The organism is Providencia sp. PROV129 (assembly GCF_028482245.1).
GTDB classification, from domain to species: domain Bacteria; phylum Pseudomonadota; class Gammaproteobacteria; order Enterobacterales; family Enterobacteriaceae; genus Providencia; species Providencia vermicola.
Genome location: NZ_JAMPQD010000023.1, coordinates 85,443 through 109,083 on the forward strand (window position 1 = coordinate 85,443; position 23,641 = coordinate 109,083).

The 23,641-nt window shown below is 39.9% G+C and carries 21 protein-coding genes and 1 other annotated feature; of the genes, 8 read left to right on the forward strand and 13 right to left on the reverse strand.

What is annotated here, in order from left to right:
- Positions 1 to 37 precede the first annotated feature (37 nt).
- The gene (gene tal, locus PSF27_RS17065) at positions 38 to 991 is read right to left on the reverse strand and encodes a transaldolase (RefSeq protein ID WP_272539038.1); all 954 of its coding nucleotides are present in this window, start codon (positions 989 to 991) and stop codon (positions 38 to 40) included.
- Between the two features lie 473 nt (positions 992 to 1,464).
- Here tal and yaaA point away from each other — a divergent pair, with 473 nt between their 5' ends.
- The gene (gene yaaA / locus PSF27_RS17070; RefSeq protein WP_206084523.1) at positions 1,465 to 2,241 is read left to right on the forward strand and encodes a peroxide stress protein YaaA; all 777 of its coding nucleotides are present in this window, start codon (positions 1,465 to 1,467) and stop codon (positions 2,239 to 2,241) included.
- A 191-nt stretch (positions 2,242 to 2,432) separates the two neighbouring features.
- Positions 2,433 to 3,422, forward strand: coding sequence for an aldo/keto reductase (locus tag PSF27_RS17075; protein ID WP_272681913.1), 990 nt, complete (start codon positions 2,433 to 2,435; stop codon positions 3,420 to 3,422).
- Positions 3,423 to 3,474: 52 nt separating this feature from the next.
- Here PSF27_RS17075 and PSF27_RS17080 read toward each other — a convergent pair whose 3' ends face one another.
- Genes PSF27_RS17080 through PSF27_RS17100 form a run of 5 tightly spaced genes read right to left on the reverse strand, consistent with a single transcriptional unit; the run spans position 3,475 to position 10,108 of the window.
- Positions 3,475 to 3,897 carry a DUF411 domain-containing protein gene (locus PSF27_RS17080; RefSeq protein WP_206084521.1) on the reverse strand — a complete coding sequence of 141 codons (423 nt, stop codon included), beginning with the start codon at positions 3,895 to 3,897 and terminating at the stop codon, positions 3,475 to 3,477.
- A 45-nt stretch (positions 3,898 to 3,942) separates the two neighbouring features.
- Positions 3,943 to 7,080: an efflux RND transporter permease subunit gene (locus PSF27_RS17085; RefSeq protein ID WP_272681914.1), complete on the reverse strand. Its 3,138-nt coding sequence runs from the start codon at positions 7,078 to 7,080 to the stop codon at positions 3,943 to 3,945.
- A 3-nt stretch (positions 7,081 to 7,083) separates the two neighbouring features.
- On the reverse strand, positions 7,084 to 8,352 hold the full coding sequence (locus PSF27_RS17090) for an efflux RND transporter periplasmic adaptor subunit (RefSeq protein ID WP_272681915.1): 1,269 nt from the start codon (positions 8,350 to 8,352) through the stop codon (positions 7,084 to 7,086).
- 17 nt (positions 8,353 to 8,369) lie between these two features.
- Positions 8,370 to 8,711, reverse strand: a complete 342-nt coding sequence (locus tag PSF27_RS17095) for a copper-binding protein (RefSeq protein WP_241016854.1) — start codon at positions 8,709 to 8,711, stop codon at positions 8,370 to 8,372.
- An 8-nt stretch (positions 8,712 to 8,719) separates the two neighbouring features.
- On the reverse strand, positions 8,720 to 10,108 hold the full coding sequence (locus PSF27_RS17100; protein WP_272681916.1) for an efflux transporter outer membrane subunit: 1,389 nt from the start codon (positions 10,106 to 10,108) through the stop codon (positions 8,720 to 8,722).
- A gap of 153 nt (positions 10,109 to 10,261) precedes the next feature.
- On the opposite strand from PSF27_RS17100, the gene PSF27_RS17105 reads away from it, so the two are divergent.
- From PSF27_RS17105 to PSF27_RS17115, 3 genes are all read left to right on the forward strand, one after another.
- On the forward strand, positions 10,262 to 10,945 hold the full coding sequence (locus PSF27_RS17105) for a heavy metal response regulator transcription factor (RefSeq protein WP_272681917.1): 684 nt from the start codon (positions 10,262 to 10,264) through the stop codon (positions 10,943 to 10,945).
- Complete coding sequence (locus PSF27_RS17110) at positions 10,938 to 12,326, forward strand: Cu(+)/Ag(+) sensor histidine kinase (protein WP_272681918.1); 1,389 nt, start codon at positions 10,938 to 10,940, stop codon at positions 12,324 to 12,326. The genes PSF27_RS17105 and PSF27_RS17110 overlap by 8 nt, the downstream gene beginning before the upstream one ends.
- 110 nt (positions 12,327 to 12,436) lie before the next feature.
- Entirely contained in the window at positions 12,437 to 12,904 is a 468-nt protein-coding gene (locus PSF27_RS17115) for a hypothetical protein (protein WP_272681919.1), read from the forward strand.
- Between the two features lie 530 nt (positions 12,905 to 13,434).
- Here PSF27_RS17115 and thrC read toward each other — a convergent pair.
- The 4 genes from thrC to thrL all read right to left on the reverse strand — a co-directional run bounded on the left by thrC (position 13,435) and on the right by thrL (position 18,369).
- A complete protein-coding gene (gene thrC, locus PSF27_RS17120; protein ID WP_206084513.1) occupies positions 13,435 to 14,730 on the reverse strand; it encodes a threonine synthase in 1,296 nt (431 codons plus the stop codon).
- A gap of 3 nt (positions 14,731 to 14,733) precedes the next feature.
- The gene (gene thrB, locus PSF27_RS17125) at positions 14,734 to 15,663 is read right to left on the reverse strand and encodes a homoserine kinase (RefSeq protein WP_206084512.1); all 930 of its coding nucleotides are present in this window, start codon (positions 15,661 to 15,663) and stop codon (positions 14,734 to 14,736) included.
- 3 nt (positions 15,664 to 15,666) lie between these two features.
- Positions 15,667 to 18,126, reverse strand: coding sequence for a bifunctional aspartate kinase/homoserine dehydrogenase I (thrA, locus tag PSF27_RS17130; RefSeq protein ID WP_272681920.1), 2,460 nt, complete (start codon positions 18,124 to 18,126; stop codon positions 15,667 to 15,669).
- A 24-nt stretch (positions 18,127 to 18,150) separates the two neighbouring features.
- Positions 18,151 to 18,272, reverse strand: a sequence feature (Thr leader region).
- A complete protein-coding gene (thrL, locus tag PSF27_RS21225) occupies positions 18,211 to 18,369 on the reverse strand; it encodes a thr operon leader peptide (protein ID WP_306803831.1) in 159 nt (52 codons plus the stop codon). (Overlaps the previous feature by 62 nt.)
- A gap of 966 nt (positions 18,370 to 19,335) precedes the next feature.
- Between thrL and arcA the strand changes: the two genes are divergently transcribed.
- A complete protein-coding gene (gene arcA / locus PSF27_RS17135; protein WP_206084510.1) occupies positions 19,336 to 20,052 on the forward strand; it encodes a two-component system response regulator ArcA in 717 nt (238 codons plus the stop codon).
- A gap of 71 nt (positions 20,053 to 20,123) precedes the next feature.
- Here arcA and creA read toward each other — a convergent pair whose 3' ends face one another.
- On the reverse strand, positions 20,124 to 20,600 hold the full coding sequence (gene creA / locus PSF27_RS17140; RefSeq protein WP_206084509.1) for a protein CreA: 477 nt from the start codon (positions 20,598 to 20,600) through the stop codon (positions 20,124 to 20,126).
- A gap of 179 nt (positions 20,601 to 20,779) precedes the next feature.
- Here creA and robA point away from each other — a divergent pair, with 179 nt between their 5' ends.
- Complete coding sequence (robA, locus tag PSF27_RS17145) at positions 20,780 to 21,694, forward strand: MDR efflux pump AcrAB transcriptional activator RobA (RefSeq protein ID WP_206084508.1); 915 nt, start codon at positions 20,780 to 20,782, stop codon at positions 21,692 to 21,694.
- A gap of 40 nt (positions 21,695 to 21,734) precedes the next feature.
- On the opposite strand, the gene gpmB is transcribed toward robA, so the two are convergent.
- The gene (gene gpmB, locus PSF27_RS17150; RefSeq protein WP_206084507.1) at positions 21,735 to 22,382 is read right to left on the reverse strand and encodes a 2,3-diphosphoglycerate-dependent phosphoglycerate mutase GpmB; all 648 of its coding nucleotides are present in this window, start codon (positions 22,380 to 22,382) and stop codon (positions 21,735 to 21,737) included.
- A gap of 52 nt (positions 22,383 to 22,434) precedes the next feature.
- On the opposite strand from gpmB, the gene yjjX reads away from it, so the two are divergent.
- Complete coding sequence (gene yjjX, locus PSF27_RS17155) at positions 22,435 to 22,971, forward strand: inosine/xanthosine triphosphatase (RefSeq protein ID WP_047756997.1); 537 nt, start codon at positions 22,435 to 22,437, stop codon at positions 22,969 to 22,971.
- A gap of 191 nt (positions 22,972 to 23,162) precedes the next feature.
- On the opposite strand, the gene trpR is transcribed toward yjjX, so the two are convergent.
- Complete coding sequence (trpR, locus tag PSF27_RS17160; protein WP_272574286.1) at positions 23,163 to 23,480, reverse strand: trp operon repressor; 318 nt, start codon at positions 23,478 to 23,480, stop codon at positions 23,163 to 23,165.
- Between the last annotated feature and the right edge of the window lie 161 nt (positions 23,481 to 23,641).

Below are 23,641 nucleotides of genomic sequence, written 5' to 3' on the forward strand. Positions count from 1 at the left end.
CCAACCAATTGGCTGGGTTTTGACGACGCTAGAAAAATTACAGTAAATCCGCAATCATTTTTTCCAGTTTTTCTTGGTCTACAGCAAACTTACGGATACCGTCAGACAGTTTATCAACCGCCATTGGATCTTGGTTATGCTGCCAGTAGAATTCAGCTTCAGTCAGTTTAGCACCTGGCTCTTGCGTTTTACCCGCGTCAGTCAGTTTACGTACTAATGTGCCTTCAGACTCAGACAGCTCTTTCAGTAAGCCTGGGGAGATTGTTAAGCGATCGCAACCTGCTAATTCAATGATTTCGCCCACATTACGGAAACTTGCACCCATAACAACTGTTTTATAGCCGTGCGCTTTGTAGTAGTTATAGATTTCAGTTACAGAAACCACACCTGGATCTTCTTGTGGTGCAAACTCTTTTTTGTCAGTATTTGCTTTGTACCAGTCAAGGATACGGCCCACGAATGGAGAGATCAGGTAAACACCTGCTTCTGCACAAGCGCGTGCTTGAGCAAAAGAAAATAATAAAGTCAGGTTACAGTTGATGCCTTCTTTTTCCAGTTTTTCCGCTGCACGGATACCCTGCCAAGTAGACGCTAATTTAATCAGGATGCGATCATTGCTGATACCCGCATCGTTGTACATTTTGATTAAATGACGTGCTTTAGCAATACAGGCTTCTTCGTCATAAGAAAGACGCGCATCAACTTCGGTAGAAATACGACCCGGAACTAATTTCAGAATTTCCAGACCGATATTCACAGCCAGTTTGTCACAAGCATCAATAATTTGTTGCTCACGATTGCTGCTTTGCTTACGTGCCCATTCAACCGCTTCATCAATTAATTTACGGTACTCAGGAATTTGTGCAGCATTTAAGATCAGCGACGGGTTGGTGGTCGCATCTTGTGGTTTGTAAAGCTTCATTGCTTCGATGTCGCCTGTATCAGCAACAACAGTTGTCAGACTACGTAAGGAGGTCAGTTTATCGGTCATTTCTTTAATCTCGTTGTTATACCCGTTATATTTCAAGTTGTAGCGGTGTTGGCTACGCTCTCTCGCTCTAGTCACATACTAATGTATGCTCCTAGAGACTCGTTTACTTGCCGCCTACCTACAACTTGAAGTATTTAGGGTAACCCGTCATGCTTCAAGTTGTAGATGTATTGGCTAACAGACTGCAACTTGAATTACTTTGCGTATTATAAAGGAATTGTGGCTATCGCCGCACCGTCTACAGATAATATCATGCATCCATATTGCTGCAAGCAAGGAAATCTAGTCAAAAGCAACTATTTGATTGGCAATCGGTTTCGCAACTTGATATCAAGCTGAATCCTTTTAGCGAAATATCTCGTCAGCTAACAATAGCAAAGAATAATATTGATTTGCCTTATTGCATCAATTAGCTATTTAGGATGAATTTTTGCTAAAGTAAGCGTTATTATTCTTTTATAAAGGGTCAAGTCATGCTTATTACTATTTCACCTGCAAAAACACTAGACTACGAAAGCCCGCTTGCGACAGCAAAATTTACGCAACCTGAGTTATTAGCAGAATCGCAAAAGCTCATCAAAGAATGCCGTAAGTTAACCCCTGTGGATATCGCCAGTTTAATGAAAATCAGTGATAAATTGGCAGGCCTCAACGCCGCTCGTTTTGCAGAATGGCACGCAGACTTTACCCCTGAAAATGCACGCCAAGCCATTTTAGCGTTTAAAGGTGATGTTTATACGGGAATGAAAGCAGAGACATTTTCCCCAGCAGATTTTGAATTTGCCCAATCCCATTTACGTATTTTATCGGGTCTTTATGGTATCTTGCGCCCATTAGATTTAATGCAGCCTTATCGCCTTGAAATGGGAATTTCACTAAAAAATACCCGTGGTAAAAACCTCTATGAATTCTGGGGCGATATCATTACCAAACAATTGAATCTGGCTCTTGCTCAGCAAAAAGACCAAGTCTTAGTCAACCTTGCATCTGACGAATATTTTAAATCGGTAAATACCAAAAAATTAGATGGGAAGATTATTAAGCCTGTTTTCCTTGATGAGAAAAACGGTAAATACAAAGTCATCAGCTTTTATGCAAAGAAAGCACGCGGTTTAATGAGCCGATTTATTATTCAAAATAAACTGACAAAAACCGATCAATTGTCTGACTTTAATTTAGAAGGTTATCAATTTGATGAAAGCCAATCTAAAGGTAATGAGCTCATTTTTACTCGCCCAGAACAAATTTAATCTTCTAACAGAGGGTATTCACTCACAGTGAATACCCTCTGTTTTCAATGCATCCCAAAATTCTTCGTACACCATCACAATTTAGCGATAAAAAGACCATACTAAATTAAATTAGCATCGATTCCTCAGCTCACATTTGGGGTTTATGACAATATCAGAATGATTTTTGCTCACTATTTTGGAGGTGAAGTATGCCTTATGTCGCATCATCAAAGCGCTATACTGAAATGGAATACCGTTTATGTGGCCGCAGTGGACTGCGTTTACCACTGATTTCATTAGGGTTATGGCATAATTTTGGCGATAACAAATCGTTTGATAACTGCCAAGCCATGGTGCGCCATGCTTTTGACCTTGGTATTACGCATTTTGATCTTGCCAATAACTATGGCCCTCCTCCAGGATCTGCCGAAACGAGGTTTGGCCAGATCTTACAGCGAGATCTTCTACCTTATCGCGATGAAATGATCATTTCATCAAAAGCGGGGTTTACCATGTGGGATGGCCCCTATGGCGATTGGGGAAGCAAAAAATATTTGGTTGCCAGTCTCAACCAAAGTTTAAAGCGTATGGGGCTTGATTATGTGGATATTTTTTACCACCATCGCCCAGACCCTGATACGCCATTAGAAGAAACCATGACTGCTCTTGACTTAATTGTTCGCCAAGGAAAAGCACTGTACGTTGGGATTTCAAACTACCCCGCCGATTTAGCGAAAGAGGCCATTGGTATTCTGACTGAATTAGGAACACCCTGCCTTATCCACCAACCAAAATATTCCATGCTTGAACGCACGCCCGAAGAAGGTTTGTTTGATGTTCTTGAAGAAGAAGGCGTAGGTTCAATCGCATATTCCCCACTTGCTGGCGGGATCTTAACGGATCGCTATTTAAATGGTATCCCCGCCGACTCACGAGCTGCGGGTAATCCGTCATTGCCTCCTGAGCGACTGACTTCTGCTATCTTAGCAAAAGTTAAACAGTTGAATGAAATTGCGGCAAAACGCGATCAAAAGCTAAGCCAAATGGCATTAGCGTGGTTATTACGCCATGATAGGATCACTTCCGTTTTGATTGGGGCAAGCCGTATTAGCCAAATTGATGACGCAATAGGGATCTTAAAAAACCGCGATTTTAGCCAAGATGAACTAAAATCTATTGAGCTGATATTAGAAAGCTAACCACCGTCACAAAAGTTGCAGGTTCCCCTGCAACTTAATCTATTTTTCTGAACTAACGGTATTCGCCATTGGCTTTAAATTGAACCACTGAATACGGCTGCGTTCTTCCATCTGGCTGCTCCATCCCTAAGCTGCCAATTGGCATACCTGGTACTGAAATTCCAACCACATCCGCAGGCAACGTATCAATCGCATCTAAACTGCTCACAGGCACATGCCCAACAATCACTTTACCTTTATATTTCGCGATATGGCAGCTGCGTAAGTTATATGGCACATTCAGCTCATCATTCAGCTTGTTCAATTCATCATAACTGATTTCATTGACCACAACGTCATACCCTGCTTTTTTTACTCCTTCTCCCCATAACTGGCAGCAACCGCAATTGGCATCTTTATACAGTTGCACGCTCTGGTTTTGAGAAAATGCAGAAAATGACAGTAAAAACATTCCACCTAAAATTATCTTTTTCATTGCTATTTACCTTATCAATAATAATGATTAATACCTGTAAAATTTCTATTTCTTATGGCGTATTTGGCAAATTAATTTATATGCAGCTGGAATGATAAATAACGATAATAATGGTGCCGTTATCATCCCGCCAATCATTGGGGCAGCAATTCGGCTCATCACCTCTGACCCAACTCCTGTTCCTAATAAAATTGGCAATAATCCCGCTAAAATAACAGCAACTGTCATCGCTTTAGGTCGGACGCGCAATACTGCCCCTTCATATAACGCACTATCTAAATCCTGATTGGATAATGTATTTATTCCTTGCAGTTTTTCTCTGTCTTCAATGGCATGCCTTAAATAAATCAACATCACCACACCAAATTCAGCGGCAACCCCTGCTAATGCAATAAAGCCAGTCCCTGTTGCAACGGATAAATTAAAGTTCATCCCATATAGGAACCAAATCGCACCCACTAATGCAAAAGGCAAACTTAATAAAATCAACAGAGCCTCGCTAAAGCGCCTGAAGGCTAAATAGAGCAAGACAAAAATAATCATAATAGTAGCAGGTACCATTAACATTAATTTTTGGTTGGCTCTTTCAAGTAATTCAAATTGCCCTGTGAAGGAGTAGCTGACCCCTGGTTTCATTTGAATATTATTTTTTATTGCCATATCAATATCATTAATGACAGAGACCATATCCCTATCCCGCGCATCGATATAAATCCAACTGGTGGGCCGTGCATTTTCTGTTTTTAGCATCGGTGGCCCCATTTGCACTACCACATCAGCCACATCACTGAGAACGATTTGTTGCTTATTGGGTGTTAAAATCGGTAATAGTTTCAATGCAGAAACACTGTTTCGATAATCCTGTGGGTATCTTAGGCTAATGGGATAACGCTCAATCCCTTCAACGGTTTCTCCTATCATCTCCCCCCCTGTCGCCATAGAGATATAAACCTGTACATCGCTGATACTCATACCAAAACGAGCGGCTTTTTCCCTATCGATTTTGACATCAACATACCGACCGCCCACCAGCCGTTCGGCTAATACAGAGACGACCCCTGGGACTGTTTTCGTCACTTTTTCAATCTGTTGCGCAAATGCATCGATTTCTTCGAGGTCTTTCCCTGAAACTTTAATGCCTATCGGGCTTTTGACCCCTGTGGAAAGCATATCGATTCGATTACGAATCGGTGGAACCCATAAATTAGCAACTCCTGGCAAACGCACAGTTTCATCTAACTCATCGATAATTTTTTCCAATGTCATCCCTTCACGCCAGTCAGACTGTGGCTTTAAACGAATGGTGGTTTCGATCATTTCCATCGGTGCCGAGTCAGTAGCAGTTTCTGCTTTCCCCACCTTGCCAAAAACGGTATCAACTTCAGGAATAGTTTTGATTAGCTTATCGGTATTTTGTAATAAAAACGCCGCTTGAGCAGGAGATACCCCTGGTAGTGTCGAGGGCATATACAGCAAATCACCTTCATTAATTGACGGGAGAAATTCACCCCCTAAATGCTTTAATGGCCATATCACAGTAAACAATGACAGAATGCCAATCAGCAATGTCGTTTTCGGCCATGCCAACACTTTTAATAAAATTGGGCTATATATTGCAATTAGCCAACGGTTTAGTGGGTTTTTATTTTCATTTGGGATATTACCGCGGATCCAATATCCCATTAATATCGGAATTACGATTAATGCTAGTGCAGCAGCCCCAGCCATCGCATAGGTTTTGGTAAATGCCAGAGGGCCAAATAAACGCCCTTCTTGGCCTTCCAACGTAAAGATGGGAATAAAAGACAACGTGATAATAAGTAAGCTGATAAATAATGCAGGCCCGACTTCAACCGCTGAGTCAGTAATTAATTTCCAACGCTGTGTATTATCAAGAATTTGCCCTTCATGTTGATGTTGCCATTTTTCTAATTTTTTATGGGCATTTTCAATCATCACAATAGCCGCATCAACCATTGCGCCAATCGCAATCGCAATTCCCCCAAGCGACATAATGTTTGCATTTATTCCTTGGTAACGCATAACAATAAACGCAATAAATAGCCCTAGAGGTAAAGAAATAATCGCTACTAAAGCAGAGCGGAAATGCCATAAGAAAACTGCACAAACTAAAGCAACAACAATAAACTCTTCTAACAATTTATCGCTGAGGTTATCAATCGCATTATCAATCAGAATGCTTCTATCATAGGTTGTGATGATTTCAATACCGTCTGGCAAACTCGCGCTCAAATCTTCAAGCTTTTGTTTTACATCATGAATAACATTTCGCGCATTTTCACCTGAACGTAATAAAATGATCCCACCGACAACTTCACCTTCCCCGTTAAGCTCAGCAACACCACGGCGCATTTCAGGGCCTTCTTGAATGCGAGCCACATCTTTCAGGTAGATTGGGACGTTATTTTCCGCCATTTTTAGGTAGATTTTATTAAAGTCATCCATGGATTGCAGGTAACCATTGGCTCTAACCATAAACTCAGCTTCGGCAATTTCGATGGAAGACCCACCAGCCTCTTGGTTCGCCATTTCAACTGCTTGTTTTATTTCAGGTAACGTCACTGAAAACTGCGTTAATTTAAGTGGGTCAACAATAATTTGATAGGACTTCACTACACCACCAACTGTTGCAACTTCAGAAACATTTGGCAGCGCTTTTAATTCATATTTCAAAAACCAATCTTGCAGCGATCGTAATTCAGCTAAGTTATGTTTACCGCTTTTATCAACCAAGGCATATTCAAACACCCAACCTACACCCGTTGCATCTGGGCCAATTGAGGCGACTGCACCTTTTGGCAGTTTTGCCTGAACTTGGTTTAAGTATTCCAAAACCCGTGAACGAGCCCAATATAAATCCGTATTATCCTCAAAAATCACATACACATAAGAGTCACCGAAGGCAGAAAAACCGCGAACTGTTTTCGCCCCTGGTACGGATAACATTGTGGTCGTAATCGGGTAAGTAACTTGATTTTCAACCAGCTGGGGAGCTTGCCCTGGGTAAGTGGTTTTGATGATCACCTGCACATCAGATAAGTCAGGCAGTGCATCAACAGGCGTACTACGGATACTCCATATTCCTATTATGACTAAAAATACCACCCCCATTAAAACTAAAAAGCGATTCGCAACCGAGCGTCTTATAATCCATTCCAACATAGCCTACTCCTTAGATTTATGCGATGAATGATTTAATGACGTGGATTGCACAGGAAGCGCCTCCATTCGGGCTAATGCACCCGCAATATTTGCTTCTGAATCGATCAGGAAAATACCTTGAGTCACAACCTTTTCGCCAACTTGTAACCCTTGTGAAATAGCCGTTGTTTGCTGGGACTCTGCCATAATACGCACGTTCTTAGGGATAAACTCCCCTTGCTCCCCCACCACAATAACGTGTTGTTCTTTCCCTGAATCCACAATAGCTTGAGAGGGGACTAATAAACTTTCTTGGCCTTTCGCCAATACGTTTAAATAGGCGGTCATTCCTGGTTTTAATACATTGGCGTTATCTTCAATTTCTGCACGGATATTGATGGTACGGCTTGCTTGATCCGCACTTGGTAATACTAACCAGTTTTTCACTATAAATTGCTGAGTTGAATAAGCGGGAATAGAAACAGAAAACTGGGCTTGTTTAGTCAATAATTCCGCCGCTGATTGGGAGACGGATGCATTCACCCACAGGGGATTAGTTCCCTGTATTTGGGCGATAGTCACTTCTTTAGAAATATTCATTCCTAAACGTAGATTTAATGCAGTAATAACACCGGATATCGGTGCTTGAATGGTAAAGCGTGTTTGCACTTTCCCCGTTTTAATAAATTGGGAGAGCGATCCTTCAGGCATTCCATTTAATCGTAAGCGCTCGATCACGCTATTAAGATCAGATTGGTTAGCACCCATTTGTTTTAACGCTAAATATTCACTTTGCGCCTCAACCCACGCAGGGATCGTTAAATCTGCAATTGGAAAGCCTTTTTGAATTCGTTCACCAACGGTAAATGGATAAACTTTTTCCACAAAGCCGCTTTCCCTTGCTTGTACAATCGCAAATTGGTGATCATTAAACGTAATTTCAGCAGGAAATGTTAGGTCATAGCTTAATTGCCCCCATTTTACCTCAACCGTTTTTAACCCTAAATTTTGGGTTTGAGTTGGGTTAATGGTGACTCCTTTACTCTTTGCTGATCCTTGGTTTTCATCGGCATATTTAGGCACAAGATCCATGTCCATAAATGGCGACTTACCTGGTTGATCAAACTTGGTATTTGGATACATAGGGTCATACCAATACAATACCGTTCGTTCTTGTTTTTCCATCTGTTGACTATTATTTTCTTCAACAAAAAAATAGCGATAAAACAAGATTGAAATAACGCTCGATACAATAATAACCAACAGCAATTTAGTGAGGTTAATTAATGACATAACATCTCTCTATCTAATTAGTTTATTTTTTCGACGGATTTCAATATTGAAAGATTGCCTTTTTGCTCAAAGGAAAATTTTAATTCGTCATTGTCTTGTAAGCCTTTAATCATATTTTCATCTTCATAAGTGAAGCGCATCGTCATTGGTGGCCAACCAATACTTTCAATCTCTTTGTGGTTAATCGTTAATTTCTTATTTTCTTTATCAATAGAAATTAATTTCCCTTCCGTATTGATAACAGGTTCTGCAACTTTTTCGGGGTAAACTGAGTGATTATGATCCGCTGTATTTGCGTAACCTGTCGCAGTGAACATGCCGATTGAAAGGGCAAAAATAATGCCGTTTAACTTTTTCATACTTATCCTTATGATTTAATAAACCCACCACCTAGTGCAGAGAATAAAGTCACCTCATTCTTCTGCTGTTCGATTTTTAACTTCAGTAAATTTTGCTGCTCAGTAAATAAGCTTCTCTGTGCTTCAAGTACATCAAGGTAGCTAGCCCCCCCATGGCGGTAACTTGATTGTTTCTGTGTTAAGACACTCTGCAATGTATTGACGTACAGTACCTGCTCACTTAATTGCCTCTCCAAACTCGACTTAATAACCAACGCATCTTTCACTTCACGAAATGCTACTTGAATACTTTTTTCGTAGTTCACTATGGCTTTATTTTTACGAATATTTGCGAGCTCTAGATTTCGGCTATTTGTTCCCCCAGTAAAAATAGGTAAGGTGATTTTAGGAATAAAATTCCAAATACCATTAGAAGAATCAAATAAGCCAGATAACGAGTCGTTACTGTTAGCAACACCAGTATTGAAGGAAATCGACGGGAAAAAGGCGGCTCTTGCTACGCCAATATTGGCATTTTCAGAAATAATATTTTGCTCTGCTGCTATAATATCTGGGCGGCTTAATAGAATGTCAGACGATAAGGCTGAGGGGGCTGTAATCAACGGGTAATTAAGCTCAAAACCATCTTCTGGCATTTTGACTTGTTGAATATAGTCATTCGTTAAAAAATTCACTAAGTTTTCATTTCTGGCAATTTCGCGGTGAATGTTTTCGATATTGATCTCAATTGACTGAACTTGCCCTCTCGCTTGTTCTAAATCAGCTAATGTCGCTTTTCCCGCTGCCACTTTTTGTGCCACAATCGACTGGCTATTGAGGTAACTGGCTTTCGTCTCTTGTGCAATCAATAAGAGTTGCTGGTTATACGCCACATCTAGATAAGCCTCAGCGACCGTTTTAATGGTTAAAATTTGAGTCGCTCTGAGCATCTCTTCTGAGGCAATAAATTTGGCTCTATCGGCTTCAGTTAAGTTCCTTATTCGCCCAAAAAAATCCAATTCATAGCGAATATCTACGCCTGCATTATATTTTTTATCGAATACAGCGCCTTGCTGTAACCCTTGGCTATACTCGCTCCCCATTGAAGCATTCATTTGCGGATATTTTTCTGCACTGGCTAACCCAAAACGGGCTCGAGCTTCTTCGACATCCAATACCGCTAAATAAAGATCACTATTTTTTTCAAGCGCACGCTGAATAACCGCTTTTAGTTGCGAGTCTTGAATAAATGCTTGCCAGCTTGGTACTGAAAATGTTGATTTTTCACTTGAGGTGGGTGCACCGCTGTTTAATTGGTTCGGGACATTTAAATTTGGGCGTTGGTATTCAGGCGCTAATGAAACACAGCCACTTAAAATTAGGGCATTCGCTATCAATAATATTTTGGGAAAATACATGGTATAGCCATGCCTCTAGTGATTTAAATTAGCGTTATCGTAAAAAAAACCATCTGTTAGATTCATGACATGAAAATGACAAATTTGTCATTTTACATTTGTGGATTTCAATGCTTAGAATGAAGTCGTACAAATATTGTCGTTGAGGTGACTGTGAAATTACTGATTGTGGAAGATGAACATAAAACCAGAGAATATTTATCCAAAGGATTAACAGAATCTGGCTTTGTGGTTGATGCAATAGAGAATGGGATCACAGGCCTACATATGGCGACAACTGAAGCGTATGATTTAATTATTCTTGATGTGATGCTACCCGATATTAATGGTTGGGAAATTGCCAAAAACTTGCGATCAATGGGAAAAAATGCCCCCATATTAATGCTAACAGCATTAGGTAATGTTGAGCATCGAGTAAAAGGGCTCGAATTGGGAGCCGATGATTATTTAATCAAACCTTTCGATTTTTCTGAATTACTAGCACGCGTTCGTACATTACTGCGCCGTGGTAATAATAGTATCCAAAAAACTCAATTTCATATTGCAGACCTTCATGTCGATTTAATAAAACGACGCGTTGCTCGTGCCAACGATAAAATTAATTTAACCAGTAAAGAATTCGCGCTACTTGAATTTTTTGTTTTACACCAAGGTGAGGTTTTATCTCGCTCTTTGATTGCCTCAAAAGTGTGGGACATGAATTTTGACAGTGATACCAATGTCATTGATGTGGCGATTAAGCGTTTAAGATCAAAAATAGATCTCAATTACGAGCCAAAATTGATCCATACCATCAGAGGAATGGGATATTTACTAGAGATCCCAGAAAATGATTAAATTATTTAATACGCCTGTCTCTATCTTAACTCGACTCGTCATTTTGATCGGTGCGACACTATCACTGGCTTTATTATTATTTAGTTGGATCATGATCAACTCCGTTGTGTTACATTTTAAGCAACAGGACGAATACACCTTAAGCCAGATAAATTTAACCATTAGTAGCTTATTAAGTGAAAACTCAGATCCACAAAATGAACAATTTTCTCGTATACAAACTATTTTAAATGAGCACCAAGATATTGCTGTTTACCTTTCAGATAATCAGGGTAATACGTTAGTTTCCCCCAATACGAATAAAGAAATTATTGAAGCATTAAAAAACTATAATGTTGAAAAAGATAACCACGACCAATATCTTGAAAATTACCGTATTGCTGAAAGTCATATTCAGGTTCGCGTGCCGAATGACACAAAAAAATATCGATTAGTAACCGCACTTTCTCTTAACTTTCATCATGATTACCTGAGCTCCTTAATCAATAACTTAATCATTAGTGCTGTTTTACTCTGTTTATTAACAGTTATTATTGTCTATTTTCTCGTCATTAAAGGGCTTAAGCCCCTTAAAGAAGTCAGTGACAAAATTAAAAATGTCACGTCGGAAAATTTGAGCATTCGGTTAGACCCCACATCCGTACCAAAAGAATTAAAGCAGCTCACTGAATCATTTAACCAAATGATAGTGAAAATTGAGGATGTTTTTGTTCGGCAGACTAATTTTTCTGCCGATATCGCTCACGAGATGCGAACACCGATTACAAACTTAATGACAGAAACTCAAATTTCGCTAAATAAAAATCGGACAAAAGAGGAGCTTGTCGAAGTCCTTTATTCAAACCTAGAAGAATATAACCGACTTTCCAGAATGATATCCGATATGCTTTTTCTTGCTCAAGCAGATGATAATATGCTTATCCCTGAAAAAAAACTTATTCATATTAAAGCTGAGATTGAGTTAATTTTTGATTATTTTGAGTATCTTGCTGAAGACAATGAAATAGAACTGAAGCTTATTGGAGATGCAGAACCAATTATGGCTGACAAAGATATGCTTAGAAGAGCTATCACAAATTTAATTTCAAATGCTATTCGTTATACGCCCAAGGGTGACTCTGTTAGTATTAATATATCCAATATAAAAAATGGTATTGAGCTTATTATAAGTAACCCTGGAGTTAAAATACCAGAAGAACACTTACCAAAACTTTTTGACCGTTTTTATCGAGTTGATAAGTCAAGACAACGAAAAAATGAAGGAAGCGGAATTGGCCTAGCAATTGTTAAATCAATTATTTTAGCGCACAAAGGATATATAACAGTCTCTTCAGATGATTATTCAACACGTTTCACTTTAATTTTGCCAAAAAATTTTTAATCCCAATAACGCTTAAATGGCATTTTTGTCATTTAAGCGTCAGCATGAAGACAGAAATGAAACCTTATTATAGTAACAAGAAAAGCAATTTAATTTAATAAGGATTTATTATGAACAAGTTTGTCTTTGCCTTAACGCTTCTGGTATCAACAACTCAGGTTGCATTAGCCCAAACTAATGCTGAAATACATGAAAATGCGGCTACAGCACTAAGTTTCACCAAGAACAATACGGCTTATTCCAATCTAAAAGCGATTAATCGTCATTTAAACCAAGCTGGTATATCCACAAATAAAAACTCTCGTTCTACCGAACCATTTTCGCAACTGGATAGTCATGAACAAGCCGCTATTGCTTTAAGTTTTACCCACAATAATACCTCAGCATCTATCTTGAATATGATTGAAAAACATCAAGAAAAATCAAAAAAATCGACCAAAAGTGAAACCTCAGTAGCAAAACTATTTAGTGATATGAATGAGCATGAAAAAGCCATTGCCATGCTAAACTTCAACAAAAACAGTTCATCTGAATCAATTCAAAAAGAAATACAGTTTCATTCCAATAGAATGAATTAGAGTATAATTAAAAGCCATATTAATATACAAATATGGCTTATTCTTAACATATCAAATTATTAAAATTAATTTTTATTATTTAATTGACTAAATTAAATTTTATTACGTTATCTATTCTAGATTTGCTTTTAACCTGACCATAAATAAACTAGTCTTTTTTATGCAGTTCAATTTTAACTTTTAAAAAAGGAAATTATATGTATATAAAATCCACTCTATTCTCATTAATATTATTCCCTCTAGTATCTTCTGCCTTACCAATTTTTCCACCGATTCTAACTCCACCTATTATTTATCTACATTCAAATCAGACTCAAGCAACAAATGGAGATGAGGGCGATGTCTGGGTTAACAACAATAAAGGCCATAAACATTCTTAAGTTATTAAGATATAACATTGCACTTAATTTATTCACCTGAGCAATAGTTATATAAACAAATGATAGTTATTTTTTGGCAATACTTACAAATAAAGTGGGATATTCTCTTTGTTTATCCCACTTTGTATTATTTTTACGAATGATTTCTAATTATGATTTAGGTGCAAGTTTCATCAAAAAGTGACGTAGCTGCGCAAAATCAGAGGGTAAGAAATGCGATAACAATGGCAAATCTGCACGCTCAGCTAATTCTTTCGGTAAAGGTATTTCCTTATTAAGGATTTCTTCAACACTTTCCTTAAACTTAGCAGGATGTGCCGTACCTAAAAATAGACCATATTCACCCGCTTGGAGTTGATCACGTAACACACGGTAAGCAACCGCCGCATGAGGTTCAGATAAATAGCCTTTTTTATCCAATTCGCGAACAGTATCTTTTGTCACTTCATCATCAACTGCACCAAATCCAAGTTCTTTCAAAGACCAACCTTTGCGGCGGAAGAGTTCTTCAATACGTGGCCAGTTATTTGGCTGGCTCACATCCATCGCATTAGACAATGTTGCGACAGTTTGATGCGGTTTCCACTCACCTTCGACTAAATAACGTGGAACAGTGTCATTCACATTGGTTGCCGCAATAAAGCGTTTAACAGGTAAGCCCATGGATTTCGCCAATAAACCTGCCGTGAGATCGCCAAAGTTGCCGCTAGGAACCGAGATCACCAGTTGATCGCGTTTTTCTGCTGGGATCTGTGCAACCGCTTCAAAGTAATAACAGATCTGCGCTAATAAGCGGCTGATATTGATCGAGTTCGCGGAGTTTAAAAATAACGCTTTTTTCAACTCTTCATCATCAAACGATTGTTTAACTAATGCTTGGCATGCATCGAAATCGTCTTTAATTGCCACAGTGTGAATATTTTCACCCAGCGTACAGAACAGTTTTTCTTGTAGCGGGCTAATTTTGCCTTCTGGGTAGAGGATCACGACTTGGACGTTATTTAAACGATAGAAAGCATGTGCCACTGCCGCACCTGTATCACCAGACGTTGCGGTTAAAATAGTCACAGGTTGCTCACCTGCAACTTGCCCCAGAGCCTGTGCCATAAAGCGTCCACCAAAGTCCTTAAATGCCAATGTTGGCCCGTGGTATAGCTCTAGGGTTGCCACGTCATCTTCCACTTTAGAAACAGGTGCAGGGAAAGTAAATGCCGTTTTAACACGCGCCGCAAGCTCTGCTTCTGGAATCTCATCACCAATAAATGCGCTCAGAATTTTACTACTGCGCGTAACGAAATCTAATTTTAATAATTCGTCGATTTCTGCTGTGCTAAATTCTGGCAAATCTTGTGGAAAAAATAGGCCTTGTTGCTTGCCTAAACCTTGCTTGACGGCTTGCGCAAAGCTGACTTGTTCGTTGTTATCTTTTAAATTATACAGTTTCATTGTTTACCCTATTGTCCTTGCCCCGGCGAGATCCAAACGGCAGATATGCACAAAGCCTTCATCATTCTGAATATAATGTTGTTGCAAATACGTGGCCATTTTTTCGGCGATGAGTTTGTCATCACAAATAGCAAATAATGTTGGCCCTGAGCCAGAGATCCCGCAAGCTAATGCACCAATTTCTTTAGCATTTTGACGAGCCTCAGCAAAGCCAGGCAGCAATTGTGTACGGTATGGCTCTGCGACAACATCTTGGATCATCGTCGCCGCCAATAATGGCTGGTGAGTATGACAAGCGTGAATAAAGCCCGAGAGATAACGCCCATGATTAACGATATCATGACGCGGATAGCTGTTTGGTAAGATAGCACGCGCTTCAGCTGTCGAGACTTTAATTCCTGGATACGCCATTACCCAATACCAATTTTCAAATGCTGGTACAGGTTGTGAAATAATACCATTTTGCTCAATAATCAGCTGTAATCCGCCAAGGAAACACGGTGCGACGTTATCGTAATGCACGCTACCTGAAATACGCCCTTCCAATTCTCCCATCATGCCAAGCAGCTGAGTGTCATCGAACGGCTTTTGCGCAAATTCATTCAGCGCCATCAGTGCAGCAACAACAGAACATGCGCTCGAACCTAAGCCAGAGCCAATTGGCATGTTTTTCTCCAGCGTCATTGCCACATTCAAGGTTTTCCCCAAACGCTCACAAAACAGCTGCCAACATTGGTAAACGATATTGTGCTCGTTTTTCTTTGGTAGCTTAGAAACAAATTTGCCTTTATTGGTTAACGAAAACGTCTCTGCCGCTTCGACAGTCACACAATCGCCTAATAATGAGCCGTCAGCGGGTGAAACCGCCGCTCCAAGGACATCAAACCCGACACTAACATTACCAATTGAAGCGGGTGCATAAACTTTAATCACTTATTAAACTCCCAATTTCCATGACAGAGTACGTAACATATCTGCAAATACACCCGCTGCTGTAACATCATTACCCGCACCATAACCTCTTAATACTAAAGGAATTGGTTGGTAATAGCGTGTATAGAAAGCCAATGCGTTTTCGCCATTTTTGACTTTAAAGAGCGGGTCATTACCATCCACTGCAACAATCTTAACTTGGCAGCGCCCTTCTTCTATCAATCCAACATAGCGTAACACTTTTTGTTCTGCTTCAGCGGCTTTTATGCGTTCAGCAAATTGAGCATCGAGTTGCGGTAAACGTGCCATAAACTCAGGAACTGGGCCTGAGCTGTCAAAATCAGCTGGGAGAACGGCTTCAATTTCAATATCTTGCAACTCTAATTTATAACCTGCTTCACGGGCTAAAATTAATAATTTACGCGCAACATCCATCCCTGATAAATCATCACGAGGATCTGGCTCAGTAAAGCCTTTTTCTTTCGCCAAGGTTGTTGCTTCAGATAATGACATCCCTTCATCTAACTTACCGAAAATAAAGGATAATGAACCTGATAAGATACCGCTAAAGTGCACCAGTTCATCACCTGCATTCAATAAATTTTGCAGGTTTTCGATAACAGGCAGACCCGCTCCCACATTTGTATCATATAAAAACTTACGCTTTGACGTTTCACTTGCGGTACGTAATTGATGGTAATAATCCATGGATAACGTGTTTGCTTTCTTGTTCGGTGTCACCACGTTAAAACCATCTTTTAAGAAGTTCACATATTGTTCAGCAATTTCTTGGTTAGAGGTGCAATCGATGATCACTGGGTTTAAGAAATGATATTCACGTTCTAAACGGATCAAACGACTTAAACTAAACGGTTCTTTTGCTTGTGCTAATTCTGCTTTCCAATTATCCAGATCAATGCCCTGCATATTGGTCAACATTGCGCGCGAATTAGCAATACCGCACACACGCAGGTCGATGTGTTTTTGCTTCAACCATTGCTGTTGGCGATGAATTTGTTCAATCAATGCATTACCCACACCGCCGACACCAACGATGAATGCTTCAATCACTTGTTCTGCATTAAACAGCATTTGGTGACAGAGGCGAACCGCTGTTGTCGCTGACTCATTTGCAATCACAGCAGAAATAGAGCGCTCAGACGAACCTTGGGCGATTGCCACTATGTTGATATTACCGCGGGTCAATGCCGAGAAGAAACGCGCAGAGATGCCTTTTAATGTGCGCATACCATCACCAACAACGGAGATGATAGCCAGTTGCTCCATCACATCCAGCGGGTCTAATACGCCATCTTTAAGTTCTAGATAGAACTCTTCTTCAAGAGCTGTACGTGCACGCTGCAATTCTTCTTGAGGCACACAGAAGCTAATACTGTATTCAGACGACGATTGAGTGATTAGCACGACAGAGATCCCCTTACGAGACATCACTGAGAAAATACGTGCAGCCATCCCTACCATCCCTTTCATTCCAGGCCCTGAAACGTTGATCATCGCCATATTGTTCAGGTTAGTAATGCCTTTTACTGGTGTGCTATCATCTGTTTGACCGTCACCAATTAGGGTGCCTGGAGCGCTTAAGTTAGTGGTGTTTTTGATTAGGCAAGGGATTTGGAACTGGGCAATTGGGGCAATTGTTCGAGGATGAAGAACTTTAGCACCGAAATAAGAAAGCTCCATGGCTTCTTGATACGACATCCCTTTCAATAAACGGGCGTCAGGTACAAGACGTGGGTCACAGGTATAAACACCATCAACATCAGTCCAGATTTCACAACAATCTGCGCGTAGACAGGCAGCTAATACGGCTGCTGAGTAGTCAGAACCGTTACGCCCTAAAACGACTAACTCCCCTTTTTCATTACCTGCGGTGAATCCAGCCATTAACACAAAGTGGTCTTTGGGAATATTTAGATCAGCTATACGCTTTGTTGACTCATTAATATCAACTGTAGACTCGAGGTAGTGCCCCTTGGCTAATAAACTTTCGACAGGATTGATTACCGTGACGTTATGACCCCGAGCTTTTAAAACGGACTCCATAATGGCAATTGACAGTTTTTCACCACGACAAATAATTGATGCGTTAATGCTATCAGGACATTGGCCTAGAAGAGTAATACCATGCAGTACTTGTTTAATTTGCGCGAATTCTTGTTCAGTGAGTTTTTTCAACCTGTCATATTCAAAACCAGGCTGTTTTTCTTTCAATCCTTTTAACAAGCTAGCAAAAATCATTTCGGCATCATTCACATGCGTGATGACATCCTGACCTGCAACCGTTTTATCAATCATTGCAACGAGATGGTTTGTGATTTTTGCTGGTGCTGACAACACCAGAGCCACTTGCCCATCTGCTAATTTACTTTCAGCAATGTCAGCAACATTCAGTACTCGTTCATCATTCGCAACCGAAGTACCGCCAAATTTAAGCACACGCATGGTATTTCTCTCCTGAATTAACACCAAAAAAAAGCCCGCATCTGGTAGGGATGCGGGCTTTTTCATTTTTATTTTTTGGATGCGTCAGCCCGCCCCGTTTCCTGTGGTTACGGTGGTGGTGGTAATAATAATAGTCAGGCTGATATTACGCATAAATTCTGTCTGTCTCATTTGATTCATTAGGTTTCTCCCTATACGGTTAAAGCAATTGCTATAAATTGTCAAATTTATTTGTAAAAACATATGGCTAAAATTGCTTTTTTTTGATTAAAAACTATCTACAAAAAGAGCTAAACCTTGAATAAAAACAGAGTGAATACAAAAAATGCAGTTTTTAACACCATAAAATATTAAATTTTAAGTTTAATATCTTTTTGAAAATTTTAATTCAAATCAGGTCATTAAATAACCAAAAATAACAAGAATTCTGGCTTTACTGTGAGCGATGTACATCTCTAAAAACAAAAAATTCATTGTTATTTTGATTTTTTCTTCTCAAGTAAAATCACCTATCCAAAACTAAGTTTTTTTACTTAGTATTATGATTTTATTGGTATCTACCCAACAACAACACTGAGTAATATGTTTCTTAATTGTAAAAAAAACCAATTAATTAAAATAAAATAGAGAACTTTCCAAACTAAACACCACAAAACCCCAAGATAGATGTTTTTATTTTATCTTCCCGCTATCACTGATTCTCCAAAGAGGCTTTCTGGCAATACAAATAACCCTCTAGAATTCGAACTAGGTCACAAATTGAGCATTAATAGTCATGGTATATTTAGCCAGCTAAAAACTTATTGCTTTAATATCAATCCCAAACAGGAATCCCTCTCATTAGCTCCTGCAATTTTAAGCTCCTATCTGATATCTAAACCACAAGTTAATTTATATAATTATCTACCTAACAATTTTTGTTAACGTGCTACAATTGATTTTGATATGTATCAACAAAAGTTAGTTTTTTAGGTGGTAAATGCAGTATTAGCTGTTATATTGCTGTTAACAGCCCAATATTGGGAGAGTGCTTATATTTTGATTCACTTTTAGAGTCAATTGCTAGAAACGGCAACATAAAGTCACTGTTGAATTTCAAAACAAATTTATACTCATAAACGTGTTTTCCCAGAGAACAATATTAATAACCACCTAACTGGAAACGGCTTGTGAGTTCAGTATTTTTATTTTAATACTTAGGTAGCAACTATGCAGACCCCACACATTTTGATTGTTGAAGATGAGATTGTCACACGCAATACGCTGAAAAGTATCTTTGAAGCGGAAGGCTATGTGGTCCATGAGGCAACTGATGGCGAAGAGATGAACAATATCCTCTCTGAGCATGACATCAATTTAGTCATCATGGATATTAACTTACCAGGTAAAAACGGTTTATTATTGGCACGTGAGTTGCGTGAGCAAGAAAGCATCGCTTTAATGTTCCTAACAGGCCGTGATAACGAAGTCGATAAAATCCTTGGCCTCGAAATTGGCGCTGATGATTATATCACCAAACCATTTAACCCACGTGAACTGACCATTCGTGCGCGTAATTTATTATCTCGTACCATGAATTTAGCAGGTGGCACTGAAGAACGCCGTCTTGTTGAAAGTTATAAATTCAATGGTTGGGAATTGGACATTAACAGCCGTTCATTAGTCAGCCCAGCAGGTGAACACTACAAATTACCACGTAGTGAGTTCCGTGCGATGCTGCATTTCTGTGAGAATCCAGGCAAAATTCAAACCCGTGCTGATTTACTGAAGAAAATGACTGGTCGTGAATTAAAACCACACGACAGAACGGTTGACGTAACTATCCGTCGTATCCGTAAACACTTTGAATCGACACCAGACACGCCAGAAATCATCGCGACTATTCACGGTGAAGGCTATCGTTTCTGTGGTGATTTAGACGAATAATTAGCTCTCTATTTTTCGATGTAAAAAAGCACCTGAAAAGGTGCTTTTTTGTGTTTATCACTCGCTCAGCATCACCAAGGCATAATCGGCACAGCACTTAAGGCATTTTTCGGGGAACCGTCGATCATTTTATCTGAGTAAGTTAAATAAATTAGTGCATTCCGTTTTGGATCATAAAAACGCACCACTTGCAGCTTCTTGAAAACTAACGACGTTCTTTTCTGGAAAACAACCTGACCTTTTGTTGGCTTGCGTTTTACACGGTCGCTCAGCTCAATAGGGCCAACTTGTTGGCAGGAAATTGCTGCATCTGAAGTATCTTCCGCTAACCCCAACCCGCCCTTGATCCCACCCGTTTTTGAACGACTCAAATAGCATGTGACATTTTCAACATCAGGGTCATCAAAGGCTTCAACAACAATTTTATGGTCTGGCCCAAAAATTTTAAACACAGTATCCACTGAACCAACTTCTTCAGCGAGCGCTGAACCAGACGCCACCGCTAATAATGACGCAAATACAACCTTTTTTAATGTGGAAAAACGCATACTGGGTTTCCTATTCAATTTAAACCAATAAAACACCGTTACAGAGTTAATTATTCACTTTTCTAACTAATTCTCAAATACAACTCATTTACTATAAACGAAAAAGATAACTTGATATAGAATAGCAATTCATTGATAGATTATATCTGTTCGATAAGTCGCATTGGCTGGGGATATACATGGATCAAACTAATATTATTCGCGACTTGCTTCGCTGGATAGATGATAACCTCGATAAACCGCTTTCGCTGGATAATGTCGCCGCAAAAGCAGGCTACTCTAAGTGGCACTTGCAACGTATGTTTAAAGAGGTCACTGACCAAGCGATTGGCGCTTATATTCGAGCCAGAAGGCTTTCTCGTGCGGCTGTAGCACTACGTTTAACCAGCCGACCAATTTTAGATATTGCTCTGCAATATCGCTTTGACTCGCAACAAACATTTACGCGCGCCTTTAAAAAGCAGTTTAACCTAACGCCCGCTTTTTATCGCCGCAGTGAAGAATGGTGCGCCGCGGGTATTTGCCCGCCAATTATTTTAGATAACCACGTCAATATTGATCATGAGTTTATGCAAATGCCTGAGCTGTCACTGGTTGGCTTAGAACAAAGCTGTTCATATGCTCTCGAAGAATGGTCAACTGCGTGTTCGAAAATGCGCCAATCGTTCTGGCACTACTATTTGGATAACACTACAACTATTGCCTCTGAGGTTTTTGGCTTGCATCATGCGATCCATAATCCCGAAAAAGAGGATGAGCAGACGGTGTTTTATACCACGGCTGTAAAACCAGAAGATGCGAGTTTCAATACGGATCAATACTCGAATATCACCCTACCGAGTGGAAATTACGTCAAATTTTCATTTAGTGGTGTGCCAACTCGTGATGCACTACAAGAGTTTCTGTATCAAATCTACGGTGTTTATTTACCAAAACTTAATTTAACCCGTCGACCAGGTTATGATATCGAACACTATCGATTAAAAAACATAGAGCTACATAACATAAAACCTGACAGTGATGACCCCAAAACGCACATCGATACGTTTGACTATTATGTCCCTATCAAAACGGATGTTGCTGCAGCAGCTTAAACAAAAGGCGTTTCACCGTTGAAACGCCTTTTTTCTATCACTATCCCTGCTGTTCATCTAACGCGGGTTGCGTAAGATGAGTAACTTCCCCTGCCGTTTCAACAATCCAACCACTCGCTAACCAAGGGCTGTTTTGGTAATCCACGCGAGATAACGAGCAATTACGTAAACGTAAACGACGCTCTGAGTATGCAGGAACCCCCATGATACGGCTAATTAATGAACTCAATGCAATACCGTGACTCACTAATAATGGACGACTACCTTCGGGTAAATCTAAGCAGCTATTCAACGCGGCAAACATACGAGTGTAGAGTTCCTCCATGGATTCACCATTCGGGATACGTCCACCACGAGTGCCATCAATCAAACTTTTGCGCCATTGTTCTTCTTCTGCCGTCAATGATTCAATCGCTCTTTGCTCTAACACGCCCATATTTAGTTCACGTAGACGCGGTTCTGTGATAATTTCACATCCGCATACACTTGCAATGATTTGTGCAGTTTCTAGTGTGCGCCCCATATCACTAGTGATAATATGGGTAATGCCTTCTGATTTTATCCTTTCAGCCACCTGCTTTGCTTGCAATCGTCCTGTGGCTGTCAGAGGGCTATCAGATTGTCCCTGGATGCGACGAGCCAAATTCCATTCAGTTTCGCCATGGCGAACAAGATAAACCTGTAACATAGATGTGTTCCGTTATTACTTTTCGAAGTATGTGTTCAAAGGAAAATAATGAATGTACCAAGTTATAGCTGCAACGACTAACCCTGCCAAAATTAAAGCGATCAATCTAGCTTTCGATGCTGTATTTGGGCCTGGCAGTTATCAAATTGAAGATATTAATGTCGATAGCAGTGTTCCACAGCAACCTATCGGTAATAATGAAACCCGTACAGGTGCTAGACAACGCGTGATGGCTTCAAGACAAGTTCGCCCTGAAGCCGACTTTTGGGTCGGTATTGAAGCGGGTATTGATGATGACATGACTTTCGCTTGGATTGTCATTGAACACAAACAAATTCGCGGTGAGTCTCGCTCTGCAAGTATTATGATCCCAGAAAAAATTCTGGCAGGTATTCGCGAAGGTCGTGAACTTGGCGATGAAATGGCCTTTTTGACGGGTATCGATAATATCAAACAACAAGGTGGTGCCATCGGTTTTTTCACTGACGGTGTATTAACCCGCACCAGTGTTTACCAACAAGCCTTGATACTGGCTTTGGTTCCCATTAAGCATGAAATTTATAAAGAGCTAAACCAAGTCGAAGACTAATTATACTCAAAATAATTAAAATTGCATGTAGGCAAAAGCACCACTTTTATACACACTAAAGTATGGGAAACCATACTTTTTTTTGCCTATCAATTCAAAATATGAAGAGTATTAATATTCTAAATAATTCTTACTGTGACTAGGGCTAGCAAGCGCAGCCAACACCCCTACAATTTGAAGTATGACGAATATCAAAGGAGTTGCTGCTCCAACCACACCTTCACAGGAATAGGCGCTGATTTTAAGCTATTTGACCCACGTGTAATTGTTGCGATCCCAACGCCGAGCTCATTTTTCAATTCTCGTTGGCTCATTTCACCGCGCATCAATTCTTGCACGATTTTTACTCGGGTTGCTAACGCCGTTCGTTCATCAGGGGTGAGTAATAATTGCAGAACTGGCAATTGAATATCTTGTTCAAATGCCAATTGAAGTAAATTCACAAAGCGCAGCCAGTCAGCGTTCTCATCGGCCGTTAGCGCCGGATCATTGTGTTGATTTGCTGTCATCGTTTATCCATCCATACTATTTAACTAGTACAAATGATAACACACTCTGATTAGAAATCATCAACCAACCAAACAAAAAAAAACGAATTTCATTTAGTTACTGCATTAATACGCTAAATAATTTGAGTTGTGACTAGGCGACCAGCGAGGATAGCTCGGGG